Raw genomic sequence first — 19,238 nt, forward strand, 5'->3', positions numbered from 1 at the left:
AGCTGAAGCGCTTGCTGCCGCTCTAGGAGCTTGAGTCGGAGCTGAACTTGGAGCTGGAGCAGGACTTGCAGGTTGACTCGGAGCAGTTGGTTGAGACGGTTGAGGAGCTGGCTCAGATGGAGCTGTTGGAGTCTCAGTAGCTCCTTGGTCTGGCTGAGTAGGAGTAGAAGGTTGAGGTTGAGGCGTAGGAAGCGGACGTGGAGATGGTTGTGGATTGATGTTCTTGATAGCATCGATTCCTGCCACTTTTGCCTGTTCTACATCCTTATTTGTTACGCCCTTGTCTACCGCAATTTTAGCATCCTTAGCTTCTTGATCCACCTGTTGCAATGCTCTTGACTTGTCCTCAGTTGTCAAATCAAAACGATTCGAAATTTCTGTTTTCTTAGCAAATGCAGCAGCTTCAATTGCTTCGATTGCTTCGGCTTTCTTAGTTCCTGTAGCTGTGACTTTATTGATTTCGCTAACTCCATTTGTTTTAGCTGTCTCTACTGTCGCATCTGTTGTTGCTTCATTTATTGCTTTTATCGCTGCATCTGCTTTTGTTTTTACTGCTTCTTTTCCTGCAGTTTTTTCTTCTTCTGTTAAGCCTGCTTGGTTTCCTATTGTTGTCTTCTTAGCTTCCGCTACTCGATTAATTTCTGCAATTGCTTCGGCTTTCTTAGTAGTTCTTGGCAACGTAACATTTCCTATGTTAGTAATTCCATTATTCTTCGCTGTATTCAACGCTGTTTCATCTTGAGCATTTTTTATATTTTGGATAGCGTTATCTTTTGCTGTTTTCGCTAATCCTTTTACTTCTGTTTTTTCTTCATTAGTTAAAGAATTATCCTTATCTATATTAGAAGTTTTCATTGAAAATGCTTGTTCTACTTCATTTTTCGCCCCATCTTTATCTAATACTGGCGTTGGTGGCGTTGGTATTGTTACTGCATCACTCAAGTCTGATGTAGATCTTGCTACACTAATATCTCCACCATAAGTTGCTTTTATAGTTTCTTTATCCCTAGCAATGTTTTTTGCAGTAATCTTGTCCCCTACATTAAATGCATCACCTGGTGTCCAACTGGCAGTCCCATTTACAGCATCAATTGTTGCTTTTTTAGTATCATTTAGATAAAATTCAACAATTGAATCTTTGGTATTTCTAGCTGTCGCTTTAACAACAGCTCTTTTCCCTGCAGCATTTTCCAAATTTTCTACCGTTACAGTTGGTTTATTAGGTTTTACATTTACTTTAAGTGTCTTATTAACATAAACTTCACCAGTTTTTGAATCAGTAAACTTCAAACGAAAATCATAAGTACCTACCGCTCCGTCGCTTCCTCTAGTTTCATATGTATAAAGCACGAAGTCCCCTTCAACTTTACTTCCCCTATAATCTAAGTATGCTCCAGTAGTCGTAGCACTTGTGTATTGAGGTCTATAACCTTGACGTCTTCTGACTTTTAATATATACCGTGCATTTGGTGCTCGTCCAGCCTCTGTTTCCATACTTCCATCTAACTGATAAAATGTAACGTCACCTGCAGGAGCTGTCCTAAACCCACTACCTTCTGTAAAAGTAGTTCCATTCAAGCTATGATTATGCCCTGCGATATTGGTACCGTTTGGTTCTGTATTTTCTGCCTTTAGACCGACCGTCACTTTACCGTTTGTTGTATCAAGTTTAGGAGCCTTAGGTTCTACATCCTTCTTAACACGTTTTAAGCCAGTATTTTTATAACTTACTAATGTTCTAAAAGCTACATCTATTTCTGTTTGATTTTGCGCCGTTGCAAGGACTTGTCTCGCTTCTTCGGCTTTTGCTTTTAAGGCTGCTACTGATTCTTCTGTGTAGTTTTCTGTTTTTATGGCATCAATTTCACTTAATAGCGATTCTAAGTTCTGAGTATTTAGTTGTCTACTAAGTTCAATATCTGTTTTTGGTTGATCTTGTTTTTCTGCTATCTCTTTACTTGATTCTAATTTAGAGTTGCCTTCAGTACTCCTTTCCTCAACCTTAGATTTTCCTTCACCATCTTTAGATGAAGTTCCTGGGTCTTTTTTCTCTCTTCCTTGAGTTTCTGCTTCAGTTCCTGCTTGTCCTACGCTTGGATTTTGACTGCTTGTCTCTGATGAGCTTAGGGCAGATGAATTGTCAGGCTTGACATCCCTATCCTGAGCGACCACTTCTGTACTTGATTCTGCCGCCTGCACTTCTGTCGCTGGATTAGCCACAAAAAAGACAGACCCTAGCAAGACTGAGGCTGCTCCGATTGAAAACTTGCGTATAGAAAAGCGTTGGCGCTCATTCATTTTAAACTGTTTCATAGTTTTTCCTTTCTTTCTACCCTGTCTTTTCTCCTCTAGCCATGTTCATGCAGGCATCAACTCGCGATAAAAACAGGAAAACATGACCTTTTCTCATCTTGAACAAATGACAAAAAGCCTATTGTTTACTAACACTTAATTATATCAACTTAGTTCCCTTCCTTCAACCTCACTTTGCTTTAGAAAATCGATAATTATATATATATATATATATGGCTGTTGCCTATTTTAAAGGATTTATAGGCTCCTTATTTGGAAATTTAGTATATTTTCATTATTTTCAGAAATTTTAAATTTATATGACATTCAAAAGAAGCTGTTCGTCTTGCTATCTATCGCCAGAAAGACCTATCCTAGACTCAGCAAATAAAAAACAGGCTCTCCGAAAAATCAGAAATCCTGAGATACTATTTGATATAACTCCTATCCCAAATCACTTGATGTAGGCTCTCCCAGCTGTGTAGAATAGCTGAGGTAGACTAACTATGACAAAAATCAGCCATAGCCTGACTCGTAAAAGCCCAGATAAATATAGGAAAGAAGCAAAGAGAAAGGCCGATAGCAAAATCATACCCAAAGTCTCTCCAAAATTCCTGCAAATAAATAGAAGCCAAAGGAGAGATAAATGATAAAGAGACTAAAGCAAAAACGCTTGCCTGTCTTTTAGTACAAAAAGCACACCTTGACCAGATGGTTTTCCTTACCGTTAGTGCTGATTTTACAACAATGCCTCAAACTCAGTGACAGTCATTTCCAATTGCTCGCTCGCAACCTCAGGTGTTAGAAGACCTTGACGTACTAGATTTACTAAACCTACTTTTAGTCCCTGTTCGATGCCTTCAGCTCGTCCACGTTCAAGTCCTTGTGCTAAACCTTTTTCGATGCCTTGTTCAATCCCCTCTGCACGACCACGTTCAAGTCCACGCTCTAAACCTTGTTCAATACCCTCTGCACGACCACGTTCCAACCCTTTTTCCTCAGCTTGTTCCAAGGCATAGTCCTGCGCTAGCAAGGCTTGTTCTTCGCGCATACGTAGTTGACTAAACATCTTCCTGTCCTCCTCGGACCAGCTCTTGTAGTCCAGCAGTTGGTCTGCTTGGCTGATGGCTCGCTCTGGTTGTTGGGTAAAGGGTTTGTTCCCGAAAAACTCCAACCACAGTTTACGAACCTCGTCTTTGCTGGTTTCTCTGTATTTTTTAGGTTTTATTTGTAATGTTTTTCAATAGCGCCTCAAACTCAGCCACGGTCATACCTAATTGCTCACTTGCAACCTCAGATGACAGAAGTCCTTGGCGAACCATATCTAAAAAAGCAAGCAGCTTTCCACGTTCAATACCTTTTTCCTCAGCTTGTTCCAAGGCATAGTCCTGTGCTAACAAGGCTTGTTCTTCGCGCATACGTAATTGACTAAACATTTTCCTGTCCTCCTCGGACCAGCTCTTATAGTCTAGCAGTTGGTCTGCTTGGCTGATGGCTCGCTCGGGGTGTTGGGTAAAGGGCTTGTTCCCAAAAAACTCCAACCATGGTTTACGAACCTCGTCTTTGCTGGTTTCTCTGTATTTTTTTAATTCCAAGAACGCCATCTTAACCAGATGGTTTTCCTGACCGTTATTGGTGATAGTTAAGACCTCACCTGTCGTATCCTCTCGCATACTAAAACTGTGAAAGGCTAAATCGTCCGAGAAGTAGTTGCTATCCACGATTGCGATAGCGTATACTGGTGCGATATGTTTGTAACTCTGGTGAGTATTTCCTTCTTGCTGGCGGATTTTTTCAAGATTTTGATTGACCTGACTGCATAGGTAAGCCCACAGGCGATTGATGAAAAAATTCTGATGGTGGACTTGGATTTCAATAATAACCTGGGTTCCATTATCTAGTTCAGCCAAGACATCTATGCTAGTATAGAAATCTTGGGCTGAATAAGGCAGAGAAGGTAGTACATGAATATTGCTTCCTTCCAAAATGGTTACATTTTTTGCTGGTAAGTCCAGCATATCGCGGATAAATTGACAAGTGATTTCTGGATTACTAAAGATTTTCTTAGCAACCAAGTCATTAGTCGGGCTAATGCCCGGATGTCTGAGAATCATATTTCCTCTCCTTTCATTATAGCACATTTTTAAATCTAATTTACTAGATTTGATGCTTCTATCTATTTATTCGGAAAAGAAAGTGAAAAGTTCAAACTTTCCTGAAAATAACAATATCTTAGATAAAAAAGATAGCCAAACTCTTTACATCAAGAAATTTAGCTATCTTTTTTAGGTTGTTTTAAGATTGCATAACGCTTACAGATTTCTCACTTATGTTCTTTCAACAGCACTTCAAACTCAGCGACGGTCATGCCTAATTGCTCACTCGCAACCTCAGGTGTTAGAAGACCTTGACGTACTAGATTTACTAAACCTACTTTTAATCCCTGTTCGATGCCTTGTTCAATCCCCTCTGCACGACCACGTTCTAAGCCCTTTTCCTCAGCTTGTTCCAAAGCATAGTCCTGAGCCAATAACGCTTGTTCTTCTCGCATACGTAGTTGACTAAACATCTTCCTGTCCTCCTCGGACCAGCTCTTGTAGTCCAGCAGTTGGTCTGCTTGGCTGATGGCTCGCTCTGGTTGTTGGGTAAAGGGTTTGTTCCCGAAAAATTCTAACCATGGTTTGCGAATACTATCTTTGCTGGTTTCTCTATATTTTTTTAATTCCAAGAACGCCATCTTAACCAGATGATTTTCTTGTCCATTGTTTGTAATTGTTAAAGCCTCTCCCGTCGTATCCTCTCGCATGCTAAAACTATGAAAAGCCAAGTCATCTGAGAAGTAGTTACTATCCACGATTGCGATAGCGTACACTGGTGCAATGTGTTTGTAACTCTGGTGAGTATCACCTTCACGCTGACGAATTTTTTCAAGATTTTGATTGACCTGACTACACAGGTAAGCCCACAGGCGATTGATGAAAAAATTCTGATGATGAACTTGGATTTCGATAATAACCTGCGTGCCATTGTCCAACTCTGCCAAGACGTCTATACTGGTATAGAAATCCTGTGCCGAGTAGGGCAGGGAAGGCAAGACATGAATGTTACTTCCCTCCAAAATGGTCACATTTTTTGCTGGTAAGTCCAGCATATCGCGGATAAATTGACAAGTGATCTCTGGATTGCTAAAAATTTTCTTAGCAACCAAATCATTGGTTGGGCTGATGCCCGGATGACGTACAGTCATATTTCTTCTCCTCTCATTATAGCACATTTTTTAATCTAATTTACTAGATTTGATGCTTCTATCTATTTATTCGGAAAAGAAATTAAAAGTCTCCTAATTTTTAATCAATTCTTTCTAATGGATATATAGAATAAGGAAACTTTCCAATTTCTAGTACTATTTTAGAAGTTATAGTGTAGCATTCCAACTTCAAAGCACCATAAAGTCGATTGAAATAAGAACAATAAAAACAATTCTCGTAAACGGATTGTAATCACAAAAAAGCAAGCATTCACAAGAATACTTACCTATCATGGAAGGAATAGTTGTTCCTCTTTTTTATGACTAAAATTCAAAGAATTCCAGAGCTTTTTTCAAGAGCAAATCCGTATATTCTGGATCTTCTTGGGCTACTTCTATTTCCCACTGAACTTTTTCCAAATCATCTGTAATCACTCCATCTACTCCTAAGTGAAGAGATTTGCTGATAGCTTCTGAATCATTGACAGTCCAGACATAAAGTTTCTGGTCCGTTGTCCATAGTTTGCTTACAAAATATTCATCCAAGGTCGAATACTCCATAGTATATCCTGTCGCCTTTGTTTTAGGAAAGACAGAATTGTAGGGCATGATGAAATAAACTGGCAGTTCGGCATCATACTGTCTTACTTTTTCAACAACATGGTAGTCTAAAGACTGGATTTGATGCCCATAAATCTTGAGCTTTGCAGCATAACGGGCTAAAAAGCGGTCCATCATGTCTGGACTATCTTTTTTACTGGTTTTGATTTCAATTAGTAATTTTTGACCAAGTTCGTTGGCTCGACTGAGATAATCTTCAAAGCTTGAAATTTTAGTCTGGTAGCCATTTTCAAAAATATCAATCCCTTTAAGCTCCTCCAAGTTTAAGTCTTGAGGACTTTTATTGATACCTGCTAGATTTTTCAAGTTAGCATCATGCATCATGACAAACTGCCCATCTTTTGTTTCCTGCACGTCCGTCTCCACCAAGTCTGGTTTGAGTTGTGCTGTAGTTTCCAAGGACTCTACTGTATTTTGAATCCCATTTGCATTAGAAACCCCTCGGTGAGAAATAAGCTGAGGTAGATGAACCATGGGAGCCTCCAGATAAATATAACCTTCTAAGGCAAAGAAAAGACTGGCACAAGTCATGACTCCCCATCGCATGATGTGATCTTTTTCTCTCCGAGGAAGCATATCCAGCTCCTTTCCTGTCAAAAATGAAACAAATTTAACCAAAAAGTAAGTTAAAGCCATATAATAAAGATTTTTAATCACGACAAAATTCAAAATACCAAGAATCAGAGACTCTCTCTGAGTGATGTCATCTACCAAAGTTTGAGCCAATAACAAAGGAATCAAAGGAAGATAAAATAATAAATTTGCCTTGAGCAAGATATAAAATAAATTCCAAGCATAAAAAGCAACTCTTTTCTTGGTTTTCTCCAAACTAAACATCACTGCTTCTCGAACAGTCAGCTGATCATATACAATCTTCGGAAGGGCAAACATCAATCTGACAGAGACATAGAGAAAAATAAGAGATAGAAGTAGGATGCTCAGCCACCACATCCAATATTTATCTTCTAAATAATCTTGAATAAACTCTGGAATGACGATTTTATTGAGATAATAAATCTTCAGCATTTTCCGTATAAAAGGAAAAAGCATAGCTATATAGAAAAAGATAAACAAGGCTTTGGCGCAAGTTAGCTTTTTCATAAATCCAAAACTTTCATGGAAAACCTTGCGGATATACTCAATTAGCCTTCGCTTTTCATGATAGAGGAGATGACGAGCACCAATAAAGAGGAGTCCTATTTGAAAATAAGCGACCAGCAGGTTAATGATAATCAAGGCCAAAAAAGCTAGACTAATCAATGGAGAATGAGTGAGGATGGCTAAGACATTGTTATAGGAAATAAAAAGATAACCTGTCTGATCTAATAAGAAGCTAGCCAACCATGAATTGAATGGGACCCACAAATACTCCACTATCATAAAAATCAAGAAAAAGAGAAAGAGGATTTTATCAAGATTGAGATAAATCTGTTTAAAACCCAATTTTTTAGGTTTTTCAGGTTTCATAGGCACTCCTAATCAAATAATTGAGACAAGTCCAAGCTTCCAAAAGGATTGTTTGAGAGGCTACTTTCTGCCCCTAACAATTCTCTAGCTTGATCCGACTCTAGAAAGGACTCGTAAACACGCGCTGTCATACGAGCATCCTCCAAGCTATTATGAGATTGACCTTGAAATCCAAGAAATGAGGCAACAGTTTGCAATTTGAGATTAGCAATACCATGTAAATCCGAACTCCGACGTTCAAAAGCTTCATCATACAAGTCCACCTTGTACTGCTGGCTGTAGTCTAAACCATGCTCTGCTAGAATAGGCAAATCACTTTTAGCAGCATTGTAGCCAACCATGGGTAAAGAACCCACAAAATCTTGGAATTCTTTTATGACTTCCTCCACTGGAGGAGCATCTTTTAAGGTCTCGGCTGTAATCCCAGTCAAACCATTGATAAAACTTTTTAGAGGCACACTGGTATGAACATAGGAATCATAGGCATCGATTTCCTGACCATCTCTAAAACGCACTGCCGATACTTGAATCAAGTGTATTTGCCCTTCATGCTGATTAAATTCTAAATCGAAAGCAATGTAATCTTCTAATCGTTCCATTTTCTATCTCTCCTATACTGTTATTTTACTTGAGCAACTATACTATTTAGATTAGAAATAAAAGAAGCCATCAGGTTAGCATTTAACCTAAACAGCTCCTTGATTATCCTCCAAATAAACGAGCAAAAAAGCCTTTCTTAGTGGATTGGACTTCTTCTTTTGCTTGGTCCAGCTCTAGCTTGAGATTTTCTTGATCCTTCATGGCTTGAAGAGTCAATTGTTGCTGCTGATCGAGTTGTTTGTCTTTCTCAGCAATCTGACGGTCTTTGATACGCATCTGCTCATCTTTTTCTGATAACTGACGATCCTTGGCTTTTAATTGTTCATAGAGACGAAGAATTTCTGCATTCTTCTCATCAACCAGAATCTCCATCAGTTCACGCTGCTTGACATCTTCACTGACAGGCTCATCTTCAAAAATCGTTTTTTTATAGATTTCTTCTAGCTTAATCAAACCACTTCGGGTAACGACCGTTACCCCTTTGTCGTTTTTATCTGTGTCTTCTTCTGGTAATTCTTTGACACGGTTATTGATTGCTTGGCGAGATAATCCTAAAACCTCTGCAATCTCACTGACGGTCATTTCAATACTCATAATATCCTCTGAAACGTTTTCTAGCTTTTCTTTACTTAAATCTTATCATAAGCTAGAAAAACTGTCAAATTTCCGCTTAATCTAAAGCCTTCAAAAAGGCTAATAAGACTTGGGCAGAGCGGCGTCCAGCTTCGATAATAAACTCATCAAAAGAGATGTTTGCTTCATGGTTGGCATTGTCACTCATAGCGCGGATGACTAAGACTGGAAGATTAAGGGCATGCGCCGCCTGAGCAATAGCTGCCCCCTCCATCTCAACGGCTAAAACTTCTGGGAAATGGGACTTAATCGCTTCTATCTTATCATTTCCTGCAACAAAACTATCTCCTGTAGCAATCAAACCAAGATGCCAGTTTTGATCCAATTGAGATAAACTCTTTTGGATTTTGGCAACAAAGGTTTTATCTGATTCGAAATAAAGCGGTTGTTGCGCCATTTGTCCATAAGCATAGCCAAAAGCTGTGACATTCACGTCATGATAGGCTAATTTGTCTGCAATCACAACATCACCAACAGCAATACCTTCTGCTACTGCACCAGCTGATCCCGTATTAATCAAAGCATCCACCTGGAAATGATCAGCCAAAATAGCTACACTCATAGCAGACATGACCTTACCAATTCCACTTTCTACAAGAACGACTTCATGAGAGGCAATGGTTCCTGTGTGATAGGTATTGCCTAAAACAACTTGCTTCTGGGCATTTTCTAGATGCTGGACCAGATACGCCAGTTCTTCTGGCATAGCCGCAATAATTCCTATTTTCATTTCAATTCCTTTTCTATTACAACAGTTTCATTGCTAAGACAAGCAAAATTAAGAGAAAGATGACTGCAAATAAGATTTTATTCAGTTTAGAATTGAAGACATTTCTCTTGGTATTTTCAATGCGACGGCTTTTATGAATAGACGGTTCGACCTGAATCTTCAAGGTTTCCTGGCTAAAACCATGATCCTTAGGATTGGAATAACCAAAACGGGAAGAAGAGGTTGGTAAAATCTTAGTCTCCTCATCATCAAGTAAAGGAGGACCTGAAATTTTTTCGCCTCTATTAGCCCTTTCAATCATTTCATCCGTTAATAAAGGTTTACCCATACTGACCTCCTCTATTTTTTATGCAATTCCCAATACTGAACAGCCATAATTGTCTTGGCATCACAGATATGACCTGATTGGATTAATTCCTTGGCTTCTTCTAAGCTCACTTCAAGGACTTCTAAGGTTTCATCCTCATCCTGCGGACGCGGATTTTCCACTTTCGTCAAATCGCTTGCTAGGTATAGTTTTAACTTTTCATTACAAAAACCAATAGCTGAATAAAAATCATACAAGAGTTCTAATTTCCCTGTATAGGCTGTTTCTTCCTCTAATTCTCGAAGAGCTGCTGCAACAGGGTCTGTATTTTCTCCCACTTCCAACTTTCCGGCTGGAATTTCGTAAGAGACAGCCTCGATAGCTTTGCGGTACTGCTTGACCAAGATGAGTTTTTGTTCATCCGTTACTGCTAAAACACAGACAGCCCCATTGTGGAAAATCAAATCCCGTTGGGCAGTTCCCTTGCCTTCTGGTAATTCAACCTGATCTTGGACCAGTTTAAATATTGGTCCTTGATAGATTTCTTTTCGGCTAAGCGTTTTTTCTTCAAATTCCATGACAGACTCCTACTGATTCTTAGGATGATGAGGAAGACGTGTTGCATATTCGTCTTTATTGACCTGACGACCGCGACCAATCGCAATCGCATCCGCTGGAACATCTTTAGTAATAGTTGAACCAGCTCCAACGAGGGAATTGTCACCAAGTTCTACTGGCGCAATAATGGTTGAATTTGAACCAACAAAGACATTGTTACCGATGACTGTCTTGTATTTGTTTTTGCCGTCATAGTTGACTGTAATGGTTCCTGCACCAAAATTAACATGGCTACCCACTTCACAGTTTCCGATATAAGTCAAATGACCAGCCTTGGTATTCTCACCGATAGAAGAACCTTTCACCTCGACAAAGTTTCCAATATGGACTTGTGCACCCAGACTTGAACCTGGACGAATGTGGGCATACGGACCGACTGTCACTCCGTCAGCAACACTACTTTCCTCAATCATAGAATTGGTAATGACAGCTCCTGCTCCAATAGTGCTATCCACTACATACGTTCCATTTGTCAAAAGAGTCTCAGCACCAATTTTAGTTTGCCCCTTCAAGGTAACATTGGCTTCGATTTGAACTTCAGGCGCAATTTCAACATCAATATCGATATAAGTTGCTTCTGGGTTGACAAAGCTAACCCCATTGACCATGTGTTGGTGATTGATGCGACGACGCATAACCGACTCAGCTGTCGCAAGTGCCACACGGTCATTTACCCCAAGACTTTCATCAAAATCTTTCAAAGTATAAGCACCGACTTTTTCACCAGATTCACGGAAAATACCAATGACGTCTGTAATATAGTATTCTCCTTGAGCGTTGTTGGTATTGATATTTTTCAAAGCCTCAAACAAACGCTCGTTGTCAAAGACGTATGTTCCAGTGTTGATTTCCTTGATTTGTTTTTCAAAATCTGTGGCATCCTTTTGCTCAACAATACGAAGAACCTCAGCATTGTCATTACGAACAATTCGTCCATAGCCAAAAGGATTATCTGTTTCAGCAGTCAAGATAGTAGCCACATTTTTATGATTGATGTGGAAATCAATCAAGTTTTTCAAGCTTTCACCTGTGATTAAAGGAGTATCTCCTGCGATGACCAAGGTGTGACCTGACAAACCTTCCAAGATAGGCTCTGTCATCATAACCGCATGCCCAGTACCCAACTGTTCAGATTGAGTCACAAATTCTGTCTGTCCAGCCAAGACCTCCTCAACCAATTCTGCCTTGTGTCCTACAACTGTTACTGTCTTTTCAGGTTGGATAGCTCCCACACTACGGAAAACATGTTCCAACATAGAAATACCCGCAACCTTGTGCAACACTTTTGGCAAATCAGATTTCATGCGAGTCCCTTTACCCGCTGCTAAAATAATGGCAAAATTTGACATAATCTTCTCTTTTCTGTAGAAATTCCCTTTTATTATACCATATTTCAAATCATTCCGCGCCCTTGAATAAAAAAATGCTCCAAAGTCCTTTCCTTAACCCATTTTTTTGATTTTTTTTGATTTTTAGGGTAAAATTATGAGATATGAGAAAACAAATTCATCCACTTATTTTATTTAGTTTTTTTGGGATTATGATGTTCATTTTAATCATCAATCGCCCACTTAATGACAACCAATCCTTTAAAACAAAATCCAACATAGCGCAGATTGAAGCACAGGCTTTGAAACACTTAGACAGACCGATTATTGACCTCTCTGGCTGGCAGCGTCCTGAGGAAATCAACTACGATGCCCTCTCACAAAATATTTCAGGCGCTATTGTTCGTGTTCACAGCGGTGCTCAAACGACAAAAGAAAATGATGCTTCCTTTATCAATGGAATAGACAAAGCCTATAAGAGTCATATCACTGAACTTCAAAAGCGGAATGTCCCCGTTGGGGTCTACGCTTATGTAGCTGGAAAAAGTGTCCAAGAAATGGAAAAAGCCGCTGAAGTTTTCTACAATGCTGCCTCTCCTTACAGCCCTAGTTACTATTGGCTAGACATAGAAGACAAAACCATGTCCAATATGAACGAGGGTGTTGAAGCCTTTCGAGCAAAATTAGCATCACTAGGTGCTAAAAACATCGGAATCTACGTTGGGGTCTATTTCATGGAAGAACATAGTATTGATACAGGCAAGTTTACCTCTGTTTGGATTCCGTCCTACGGCTCAGACTCAGGATTTTTTGAGAGCAGTCCTAAAACTGATTTAGATTATGACATCCACCAATACACATCTAAAGGGAAAATTGCCGGCTTTGACCACAATTTGGATATCAACGTCATCTCTCCCTTAAAAAACAAAGAAGAAACCTTTAGAAAACTCTTTTTAAAACCTTAAAAGCATTTGTTTAGCATTTGCTTTTTCTTTTTGTGTTTGATTGTGATACAATATAGTAAGGATTTTTTGAAATAGAAATAGTTGGAGGAACTATATGCTCTCATGGTTAGCGCGCATTATTAAAGGGATTGTGATTGCTCTTGGATTTATTCTACCGGGAATTTCCGGAGGAGTTCTAGCAGCAATCTTAGGCATTTACGAACGGATGATTGGCTTTCTGGCCCATCCCTTTAAAGACTTTAAAGAAAATGTTTTGTACTTTATTCCAGTTGCCATCGGTATGCTTCTGGGAATCGGATTATTTTCCTACCCGATTGAATACCTGCTTGAAAATTACCAGGTCTTTGTCTTATGGAGCTTTGCGGGTGCCATCATTGGTACGGTTCCTAGCCTACTAAAAGAATCAACTCGAGAATCTGACCGAGACAAGATTGATTTAGCTTGGTTCTGGACAACCTTTATCATTTCTGGACTAGGACTCTATGCCTTAAATTTTGTCGTTGGAACCTTAAGTGCTAGCTTTCTTAATTTCGTCCTAGCAGGTGCACTGCTGGCTCTTGGCGTCTTAGTTCCTGGCCTCAGTCCATCAAATCTACTTTTGATTTTGGGTCTCTATGCTCCTATGTTGACTGGTTTTAAAACCTTTGACCTCTTGGGAACCTTCTTCCCGATTGGAATTGGTGCAGGTGCAACTCTCATCGTTTTTTCAAAATTGATGGATTATGCCTTAAACAACTACCACTCACGCGTCTATCATTTCATCATCGGTATTGTCCTATCAAGTACCCTTTTGATCTTGATTCCAAATGCAGGAAACGCTGAAAGTATCCAATACACTGGCCTTTCTCTTGTTAGCTATGTCATCATCGCCTTCTTCTTTGCACTGGGAATCTGGCTTGGTATTTGGATGAGCCAATTGGAGGATAAGTATAAATAATGGCAAAAAAAGTTAAAATCAAAAAAACATTGGTGGAACAAATCCTATCTAAAGCAGGTATCCCACATCAGGGGATTCAAATCAATGCCCTGGAAGGAGAGCTGCCTCAAGGTTATGAACGAGATCAGATTTTCAAAACCTTGGCTCTTTTGGGAGATAAGACAGGACCGATTATCGGAATTGTGCCTATCACTCAACACTTATCGGAAAAGAAACTAGCTAAAATTTCTGGTAATAAAAAAGTGAGCATGATTCCACAAAAGGACTTAGAAAAAACAACTGGTTACATTCATGGAGCCAATAATCCTGTCGGAATTCGTCAGAAACACAATTATCCCATTTTTATCGATAAAATTGCTCTAGACTTGGATCAAATGATTGTCTCTGCTGGCGAAGTTGGTCACAGCATTATCGTAGCGCCACAAGACCTGGCTAGCTTTGTAAAGGCAGACTTTGTAGATATTTTGGAGGACAGCAAGTAATGAAACTCTACTTTGTCCGCCACGGTCGTACCGTCTGGAACCAAGAAGGGCGTTTTCAAGGTGCTAGTGGAGATTCTCCCCTTCTTCCTGAATCCATTGAAACCCTAAAACAACTTGGCCAATATCTCAAGGAAATTCCTTTTGATCAGATTTATGCAAGTGATTTACCTCGAGCGGTCAAATCTGCTGAGATTATCCAAAGTCAACTCAAGACACCCTGTCCTTTAGAAAGTGTTCCGAATCTCCGTGAATGGCAGCTAGGTAAATTAGAAGGTTTGAAAATTGCAACCTTGGAAGCTATTTACCCGCAACAAATCAAAGCTTTCCGATCTAATCTTGCTCAATTTGACACTCAAATGTTTGGAGCCGAATCCCTCTATAGCACCACGCAACGGACCATCCAATTTATCAAATCATTAAAAGATAGTCCAGCTGAGCATATTCTAATTGTCGGTCACGGTGCCAATCTTACTGCCAGTCTTCGTACTCTTCTAGGATATAAAGAACCACTTCTTCGTAAAGATGGCGGTCTAGCAAATGCCAGCCTGACAATTCTAGAAACCCATGATTTTGAAACATTCACTCTCGATACTTGGAATGATACTTCTTATCAATCATAATTATAGCCTAGCCTTCTGAACTAGAACCATAGGAGATATAGTCAGTTGAAACAAAAATAAGACAAAAGAGCCTCGTAAAAAGGTATTGCAACTTGCCAATACCTTTTTGATATGAACATGTGTCTTCTCAACAGGATTGTAGAGCAAAATGAAATAAGAACTGAATAATGTGATTTTGAGAATTTAAATCAATTTATAAGAATGTTTTAGAAGCAGTGATGTACTATTTCAGATTCACTTTTCTATACTAATACTCTTCGAAAATCAAATTCAAACCGCGTCAACGTCGCCTTGCCGTACTCAAGTACAACCTGCGGCTAGTTTCCTAGTTTGCTCTTTGATTTTCATTGAGTATAAGATGAGTAGGGAGGAAGAGGTAAAAGTTTATGCCCAAACTCTTCACATAAGAACTCTAGCTTACCCATTCTATGGAATCTTGCATTATCCATTAAAACTTCCAGACTCATACTCTTCTAAAATCTATTCAAACCACGTCAGCTTCACATTATATATGTTGGTGACCTCATAAGTCTTATCTGCAACCTCAAAGCTGTTCTTTGAGAAGCCTACAGCTAGCTTCCTAGTTTAATCTTTGCTTTTCACTGAGTAGCAAGTTAAAAAAATGAGGCTGGTCAAAAAGTCTTGAAAATCAAAAAACGCATAATATCAGGTATTGAAAACCTTGTACTATGCGTTTTATTGTGGGAAAATTTACTTTATTTTTTCCTGAAGTCGAGTTTTTGCCTGACTCATTGATTTGGACTATTCGTTTGATGTACTACTGCTTGAGCTTGAATCTCCACCACCGATATATTGGGTAAAGATATTTTGGAAGGCTTGGTCCTTAACCTTGATATTGGCTGCTTGCAATTCTTTTCCGATAATGCTTTGAACAAATGTTGAATCATTTTGTTTTTGAGTCAAGATAACAGTTTTTAATTTTTCTTTGTAGTCATCAATATTAGATGATTTTTCTGTTTTCTTAATGAGTTTTACAATGTAATATTGGCTACTGTAGGCTTGTGTGCCAGTTGCTGTAATCACATCAGAAACGCCGTTTACATCTAAAGCAAAAGCAGCTTTTTTAACTTGTTCCGGTACTTCTGTTGAAGCAGAATCAAAGGTGATTTCTCCACCATTCGCTTTAGTTTTCTCATCAGTTGAGTTATCTTTGGCTAATTGGGCAAAGTCAGCACCTTCTGCCTTGGCTTTTTCGAGAACTTCTTTGGCCTTATCTTCATTATCAAGACGGATGATTTGAGCCGTTACATCTGGAGTATATTCGTCAAAGGCCTTCTTGTAAGCATCATCTGTCAATTCAGCTTCTGCTGCCTTCTTAACTGCCAACTCAACTAATTTACTTGTACGAATTTGAGCTTTACGTGTTTCAAGGGTCATTCCTGCTTGTGACAAGACACGTTGGTAGTTCTCACCATATTGTTTCTCTTCTTCGGCAATAGTATCATCAACCTCTTTATCATCAAGCTCTGAGCCATATTGTTTTTCAAAAACTTTTTGGATGGTCATATTTAACAAGACTTGTTGGGCTGAAGGGTTGCTTTTCACTTGCTCATAAAATTGATGTTCTGTGATGACATCCCCTTTCATGCTGATAAGGTCTGCCCCTTCTGAACCTTTCGAACAAGCTGCTAAAGTTGCTACTGATAATAGTGTAATGGCACCTGCCAATAGTTTTTTCTTCATGTCTACTCCTTTGAGATAAGTGTTACTCTATCTATTTTACTATATTTTCTTAAATTTTTCTGAAAATCATTCGCTGTCAGGCAATTGAACATCTGCTACATTTTTACGAAGCATGAGAATGCCGTCTCCCAGAGGTACTAATGTTGCGGTAAGTCCTGGATTGTCTAAGGTTGCGTCAAATAGTCTTTGAAGTCCTCGATAGATGGTTCGCTGACCTCGACGGACTTCTATAATGTCCTTGGCAACATCACCGCCTTGAAAAATATCATCCAAGACAACCACACCACCGACTTCCAAATGTTTGAGGATTTCTGGCAGAAAGACGATGTATTTAGACTTGGCTGAATCCATAAAGACGAAATCATAGGACTCTGTCAAGGTAGATAAGACATCTACCGCATCTCCTTCTAGGAGTGTGATTTGCTTACGACTGTCAAATTGAGCAAAATTTTCCTTGGCAAAACCAATCATTTCTGGATTGCGGTCAATGGTTGTAATCTTAGAATTTGGCGCATATTCTGCCATCAAGAGGGCTGAAAAACCGATGGCCGTCCCAATTTCCAGAATGTTTTTAGGTTGCATGGTTTCCATGAGAAAACGGAAATAAGCTACCGTTTCATGGGGAATAATGGGAATATTTTCCTTGCGGGCAAAGTCTTCCAATTCTTTCAAAGCTCCTGTGACTTGCTTTTGGCGCTGACGCATCAAGTCCACAATTTCTTCCTTGACGACAGGGCGACGCATGTTATGGTTGGCATTCTTACTATACGATTCAACCATCTTATGCCAATCCCAATTTTTCAACAAGGGCTTCAAACTCATTCAAACGACGTTCAAAGACTGCAAAGGCATCGTTGAGATAGTCTTCCTTCTCCATATCAACTCCAGCTTTTCTCATGACATTAAGTGGATAGTCAGACTTACCTGCCTTGAGGTAGTCGATATAGCGGTCACGGTCTTCTTGACTACCATGAACAATCTTTTCAGCCAAGGCTGAGGCTGCTGCAAATCCTGTTGAATATTGGTATACATAGTAGTTATAGTAGAAGTGTGGAATGCGTGCCCACTCGTATTGGATTTCAGGATTGTCTTCCTTACTCAAACCATAATACTCTTGGTTCAAGTCTGCGTAGAGTTTATTTAAGAAATCGCTTGTCAAGACTTCACCATTTTGATCCGCTTGGTGAATCGCGTGTTCAAACTCAGCAAATTGAGTTTGGCGGAAAACTGTTCCACGGAAACCGTCTAGGAAGTTATTGAGAATAGCAAAGCGCGTTGCGTCATCTTCCACTTCTTCCAATAATTTCTCCGTCAAGATATTTTCATTGGTAGTTGATGCAATCTCAGCCAAGAAAATAGAGTAATCCCCGTAAACATAAGGCTGAGTTTCGCGAGTATAGCTTGAGTGCATACTGTGACCAGTTTCATGAACAAGAGTAAAAAGATTGTCTAGATTGTCCTGCCAGTTAAGAAGCATGAAGGCATTGGTATCGTAAGAACCACCAGAGTAAGCCCCTGAACGCTTGCCTTGATTTTCATAAACGTCAATCCAACGCTCACTGAAAGCACGTTTAACACGGCTCAAGTAATCTTCACCCAAGACTGCCAAGGCATCTTCTGCCTTTTTCAAGGCTTCTTGGTAGGTGAAACTATAATCTACTGACGAAAGCGGTGTGTAGACATCGTACATCTTGAGATCTGAAATTCCCAAGATTTTTGAACGAAGTTCAAGGTAACGATGCAAGAGTGGCAAATGCTTGCGAACTGCTGCTACCAAATTGTCATAAACACTTTCTGGAACAAAATTAGCCGCTAGGGCTGCATGACGAGCGCTCTTGTAGTTGCGAACTTTAGCACGATAGTTTTGCACCTTAACATTGGTTTGCAAGGTTTTAGCATAGGTGTGTTGGAATTGTTGATAAGTCGCATAAAGAGCTTGATAAGCACCACGACGCACCTCACGATTTTTAGACTCCATCAAACGTGTGTAAGTCCCATGAGATAGCTGAACTTCCTTACCATCATCGTCAAGAACATAAGGGAAAACAATATCCGCATTGTCCAAGATAGCGAAAGTTTCACTTGCCGAACCAAAGATTTCCCCAGCTCCAGCCAATAATTCTTCTTCGCGTTGTGAAAGAACGTGTTCCTTACCTTGTAAAAGCTTATCAAAATAGTGTTGATAAACCTGCAATTTTGGTTGAGCCTCTAAAAAGTCAGTATACTGCTTTTCACTAATTTCCATAAATTCAGGTTCATAGAATGAAAAGGCTTGGTCTAGCTGGCTGTAGAGAGTCATTGCCTTGGCGTAATACTCTTGGTACTTGGCTTCACGTGTATCCTGGTCATTTTTCATATGAGCATAAACGTAAAGCTTCTCCATTTGGCGTTCCATTTCAAGAGAAAATTCAGTAATTTCGAGTAGGCTATCCGCACTATCCAAGAGATGACCTTCATACCGAGCCACTGTCTCCAGTTGTTCTGTTAACTCTTTTAAGGCTTCTTCCCAAGCCTGGTCAGTTGGGTAAATCGTTGATAGATCCCATGTATCTTTTTCATTTATTTCATTTCTTTGTAATACCATTAGATTCCTCCATCCTTTCTATTCTACCATATTTTTTAAGAAATATTGCTGATAAAAGGCTGGTGGATAAAGCTTTTGCCAATCAGCTAACTTCTCAAAGTAA

At 39.5% G+C, this 19,238-nt stretch carries 17 protein-coding genes and 2 pseudogenes; 4 read left to right on the plus strand and 15 right to left on the minus strand.

Going from position 1 to position 19,238, the window contains the following annotated elements; genetic code table 11:
- From HT711_RS11390 to glmU, 11 genes and pseudogenes are all read right to left on the minus strand, one after another.
- Window positions 1-2,313, minus strand: a 2,313-nt coding sequence (locus HT711_RS11390; RefSeq protein ID WP_240149014.1) for a DUF1542 domain-containing protein, incomplete at its 3' end; no start/stop codon positions are given.
- A gap of 718 nt (window positions 2,314-3,031) precedes the next feature.
- A pseudogene (locus HT711_RS10715) lies at window positions 3,032-3,520 on the minus strand (hypothetical protein); the annotation flags it as partial.
- A complete protein-coding gene (locus HT711_RS10720; protein ID WP_173233971.1) occupies window positions 3,510-4,406 on the minus strand; it encodes an Rpn family recombination-promoting nuclease/putative transposase in 897 nt (298 codons plus the stop codon). The gene HT711_RS10720 and the pseudogene HT711_RS10715, both read right to left, overlap by 11 nt.
- 209 nt (window positions 4,407-4,615) lie before the next feature.
- Window positions 4,616-5,539, minus strand: a complete 924-nt coding sequence (locus tag HT711_RS10725) for an Rpn family recombination-promoting nuclease/putative transposase (protein WP_173233969.1) — start codon at window positions 5,537-5,539, stop codon at window positions 4,616-4,618.
- 324 nt (window positions 5,540-5,863) lie between these two features.
- On the minus strand, window positions 5,864-7,627 hold the full coding sequence (locus HT711_RS10730) for a glycerophosphodiester phosphodiesterase (protein WP_173233967.1): 1,764 nt from the start codon (window positions 7,625-7,627) through the stop codon (window positions 5,864-5,866).
- A gap of 8 nt (window positions 7,628-7,635) precedes the next feature.
- Window positions 7,636-8,226, minus strand: coding sequence for a 3'-5' exonuclease (locus tag HT711_RS10735; protein ID WP_173233966.1), 591 nt, complete (start codon window positions 8,224-8,226; stop codon window positions 7,636-7,638).
- A gap of 103 nt (window positions 8,227-8,329) precedes the next feature.
- Window positions 8,330-8,821, minus strand: coding sequence for a chromosome segregation protein RocS (rocS, locus tag HT711_RS10740; protein ID WP_000021242.1), 492 nt, complete (start codon window positions 8,819-8,821; stop codon window positions 8,330-8,332).
- Between the two features lie 76 nt (window positions 8,822-8,897).
- Window positions 8,898-9,590: a 5'-methylthioadenosine/adenosylhomocysteine nucleosidase gene (locus tag HT711_RS10745; RefSeq protein ID WP_173233965.1), complete on the minus strand. Its 693-nt coding sequence runs from the start codon at window positions 9,588-9,590 to the stop codon at window positions 8,898-8,900.
- A gap of 16 nt (window positions 9,591-9,606) precedes the next feature.
- The gene (gene macP / locus HT711_RS10750) at window positions 9,607-9,918 is read right to left on the minus strand and encodes a cell wall synthase accessory phosphoprotein MacP (protein ID WP_173233964.1); all 312 of its coding nucleotides are present in this window, start codon (window positions 9,916-9,918) and stop codon (window positions 9,607-9,609) included.
- An 11-nt stretch (window positions 9,919-9,929) separates the two neighbouring features.
- Window positions 9,930-10,475 (minus strand): NUDIX hydrolase, encoded by a 546-nt coding sequence (locus HT711_RS10755; protein ID WP_000393816.1) that lies wholly within the window; start codon window positions 10,473-10,475, stop codon window positions 9,930-9,932.
- Window positions 10,476-10,484: 9 nt separating this feature from the next.
- Window positions 10,485-11,864, minus strand: a complete 1,380-nt coding sequence (gene glmU / locus HT711_RS10760) for a bifunctional UDP-N-acetylglucosamine diphosphorylase/glucosamine-1-phosphate N-acetyltransferase GlmU (protein ID WP_164227026.1) — start codon at window positions 11,862-11,864, stop codon at window positions 10,485-10,487.
- A gap of 143 nt (window positions 11,865-12,007) precedes the next feature.
- Here glmU and HT711_RS10765 point away from each other — a divergent pair, with 143 nt between their 5' ends.
- From HT711_RS10765 to HT711_RS10780, 4 genes are all read left to right on the plus strand, one after another.
- On the plus strand, window positions 12,008-12,808 hold the full coding sequence (locus tag HT711_RS10765; RefSeq protein WP_173233963.1) for a glycoside hydrolase family 25 protein: 801 nt from the start codon (window positions 12,008-12,010) through the stop codon (window positions 12,806-12,808).
- Window positions 12,809-12,902: 94 nt separating this feature from the next.
- Entirely contained in the window at window positions 12,903-13,745 is an 843-nt protein-coding gene (locus HT711_RS10770) for a DUF368 domain-containing protein (protein ID WP_173233962.1), read from the plus strand.
- The gene (locus tag HT711_RS10775; protein ID WP_061423884.1) at window positions 13,745-14,227 is read left to right on the plus strand and encodes an aminoacyl-tRNA deacylase; all 483 of its coding nucleotides are present in this window, start codon (window positions 13,745-13,747) and stop codon (window positions 14,225-14,227) included. Before HT711_RS10770 ends, HT711_RS10775 begins: the two co-directional genes overlap by 1 nt.
- Entirely contained in the window at window positions 14,227-14,847 is a 621-nt protein-coding gene (locus HT711_RS10780; protein WP_173233961.1) for a histidine phosphatase family protein, read from the plus strand. The genes HT711_RS10775 and HT711_RS10780 overlap by 1 nt, the downstream gene beginning before the upstream one ends.
- Before the next feature lie 359 nt (window positions 14,848-15,206).
- Here the strand turns inward: HT711_RS10780 and HT711_RS10785 are convergent.
- The 4 genes and pseudogenes from HT711_RS10785 to pepF all read right to left on the minus strand — a co-directional run.
- Window positions 15,207-15,302, minus strand: a pseudogene (locus tag HT711_RS10785) (IS630 family transposase); the annotation flags it as partial.
- Between the two features lie 307 nt (window positions 15,303-15,609).
- Window positions 15,610-16,551 (minus strand): peptidylprolyl isomerase PrsA, encoded by a 942-nt coding sequence (prsA, locus tag HT711_RS10790; RefSeq protein WP_173233959.1) that lies wholly within the window; start codon window positions 16,549-16,551, stop codon window positions 15,610-15,612.
- Window positions 16,552-16,617: 66 nt separating this feature from the next.
- A complete protein-coding gene (locus HT711_RS10795; RefSeq protein ID WP_173233957.1) occupies window positions 16,618-17,331 on the minus strand; it encodes an O-methyltransferase in 714 nt (237 codons plus the stop codon).
- A 1-nt stretch (window position 17,332) separates the two neighbouring features.
- Complete coding sequence (pepF, locus tag HT711_RS10800) at window positions 17,333-19,135, minus strand: oligoendopeptidase F (protein WP_173233955.1); 1,803 nt, start codon at window positions 19,133-19,135, stop codon at window positions 17,333-17,335.
- Window positions 19,136-19,238 lie beyond the last annotated feature (103 nt).

It is taken from the genome of Streptococcus sp. 1032, from assembly GCF_013277015.1.
Classification (GTDB): domain Bacteria; phylum Bacillota; class Bacilli; order Lactobacillales; family Streptococcaceae; genus Streptococcus.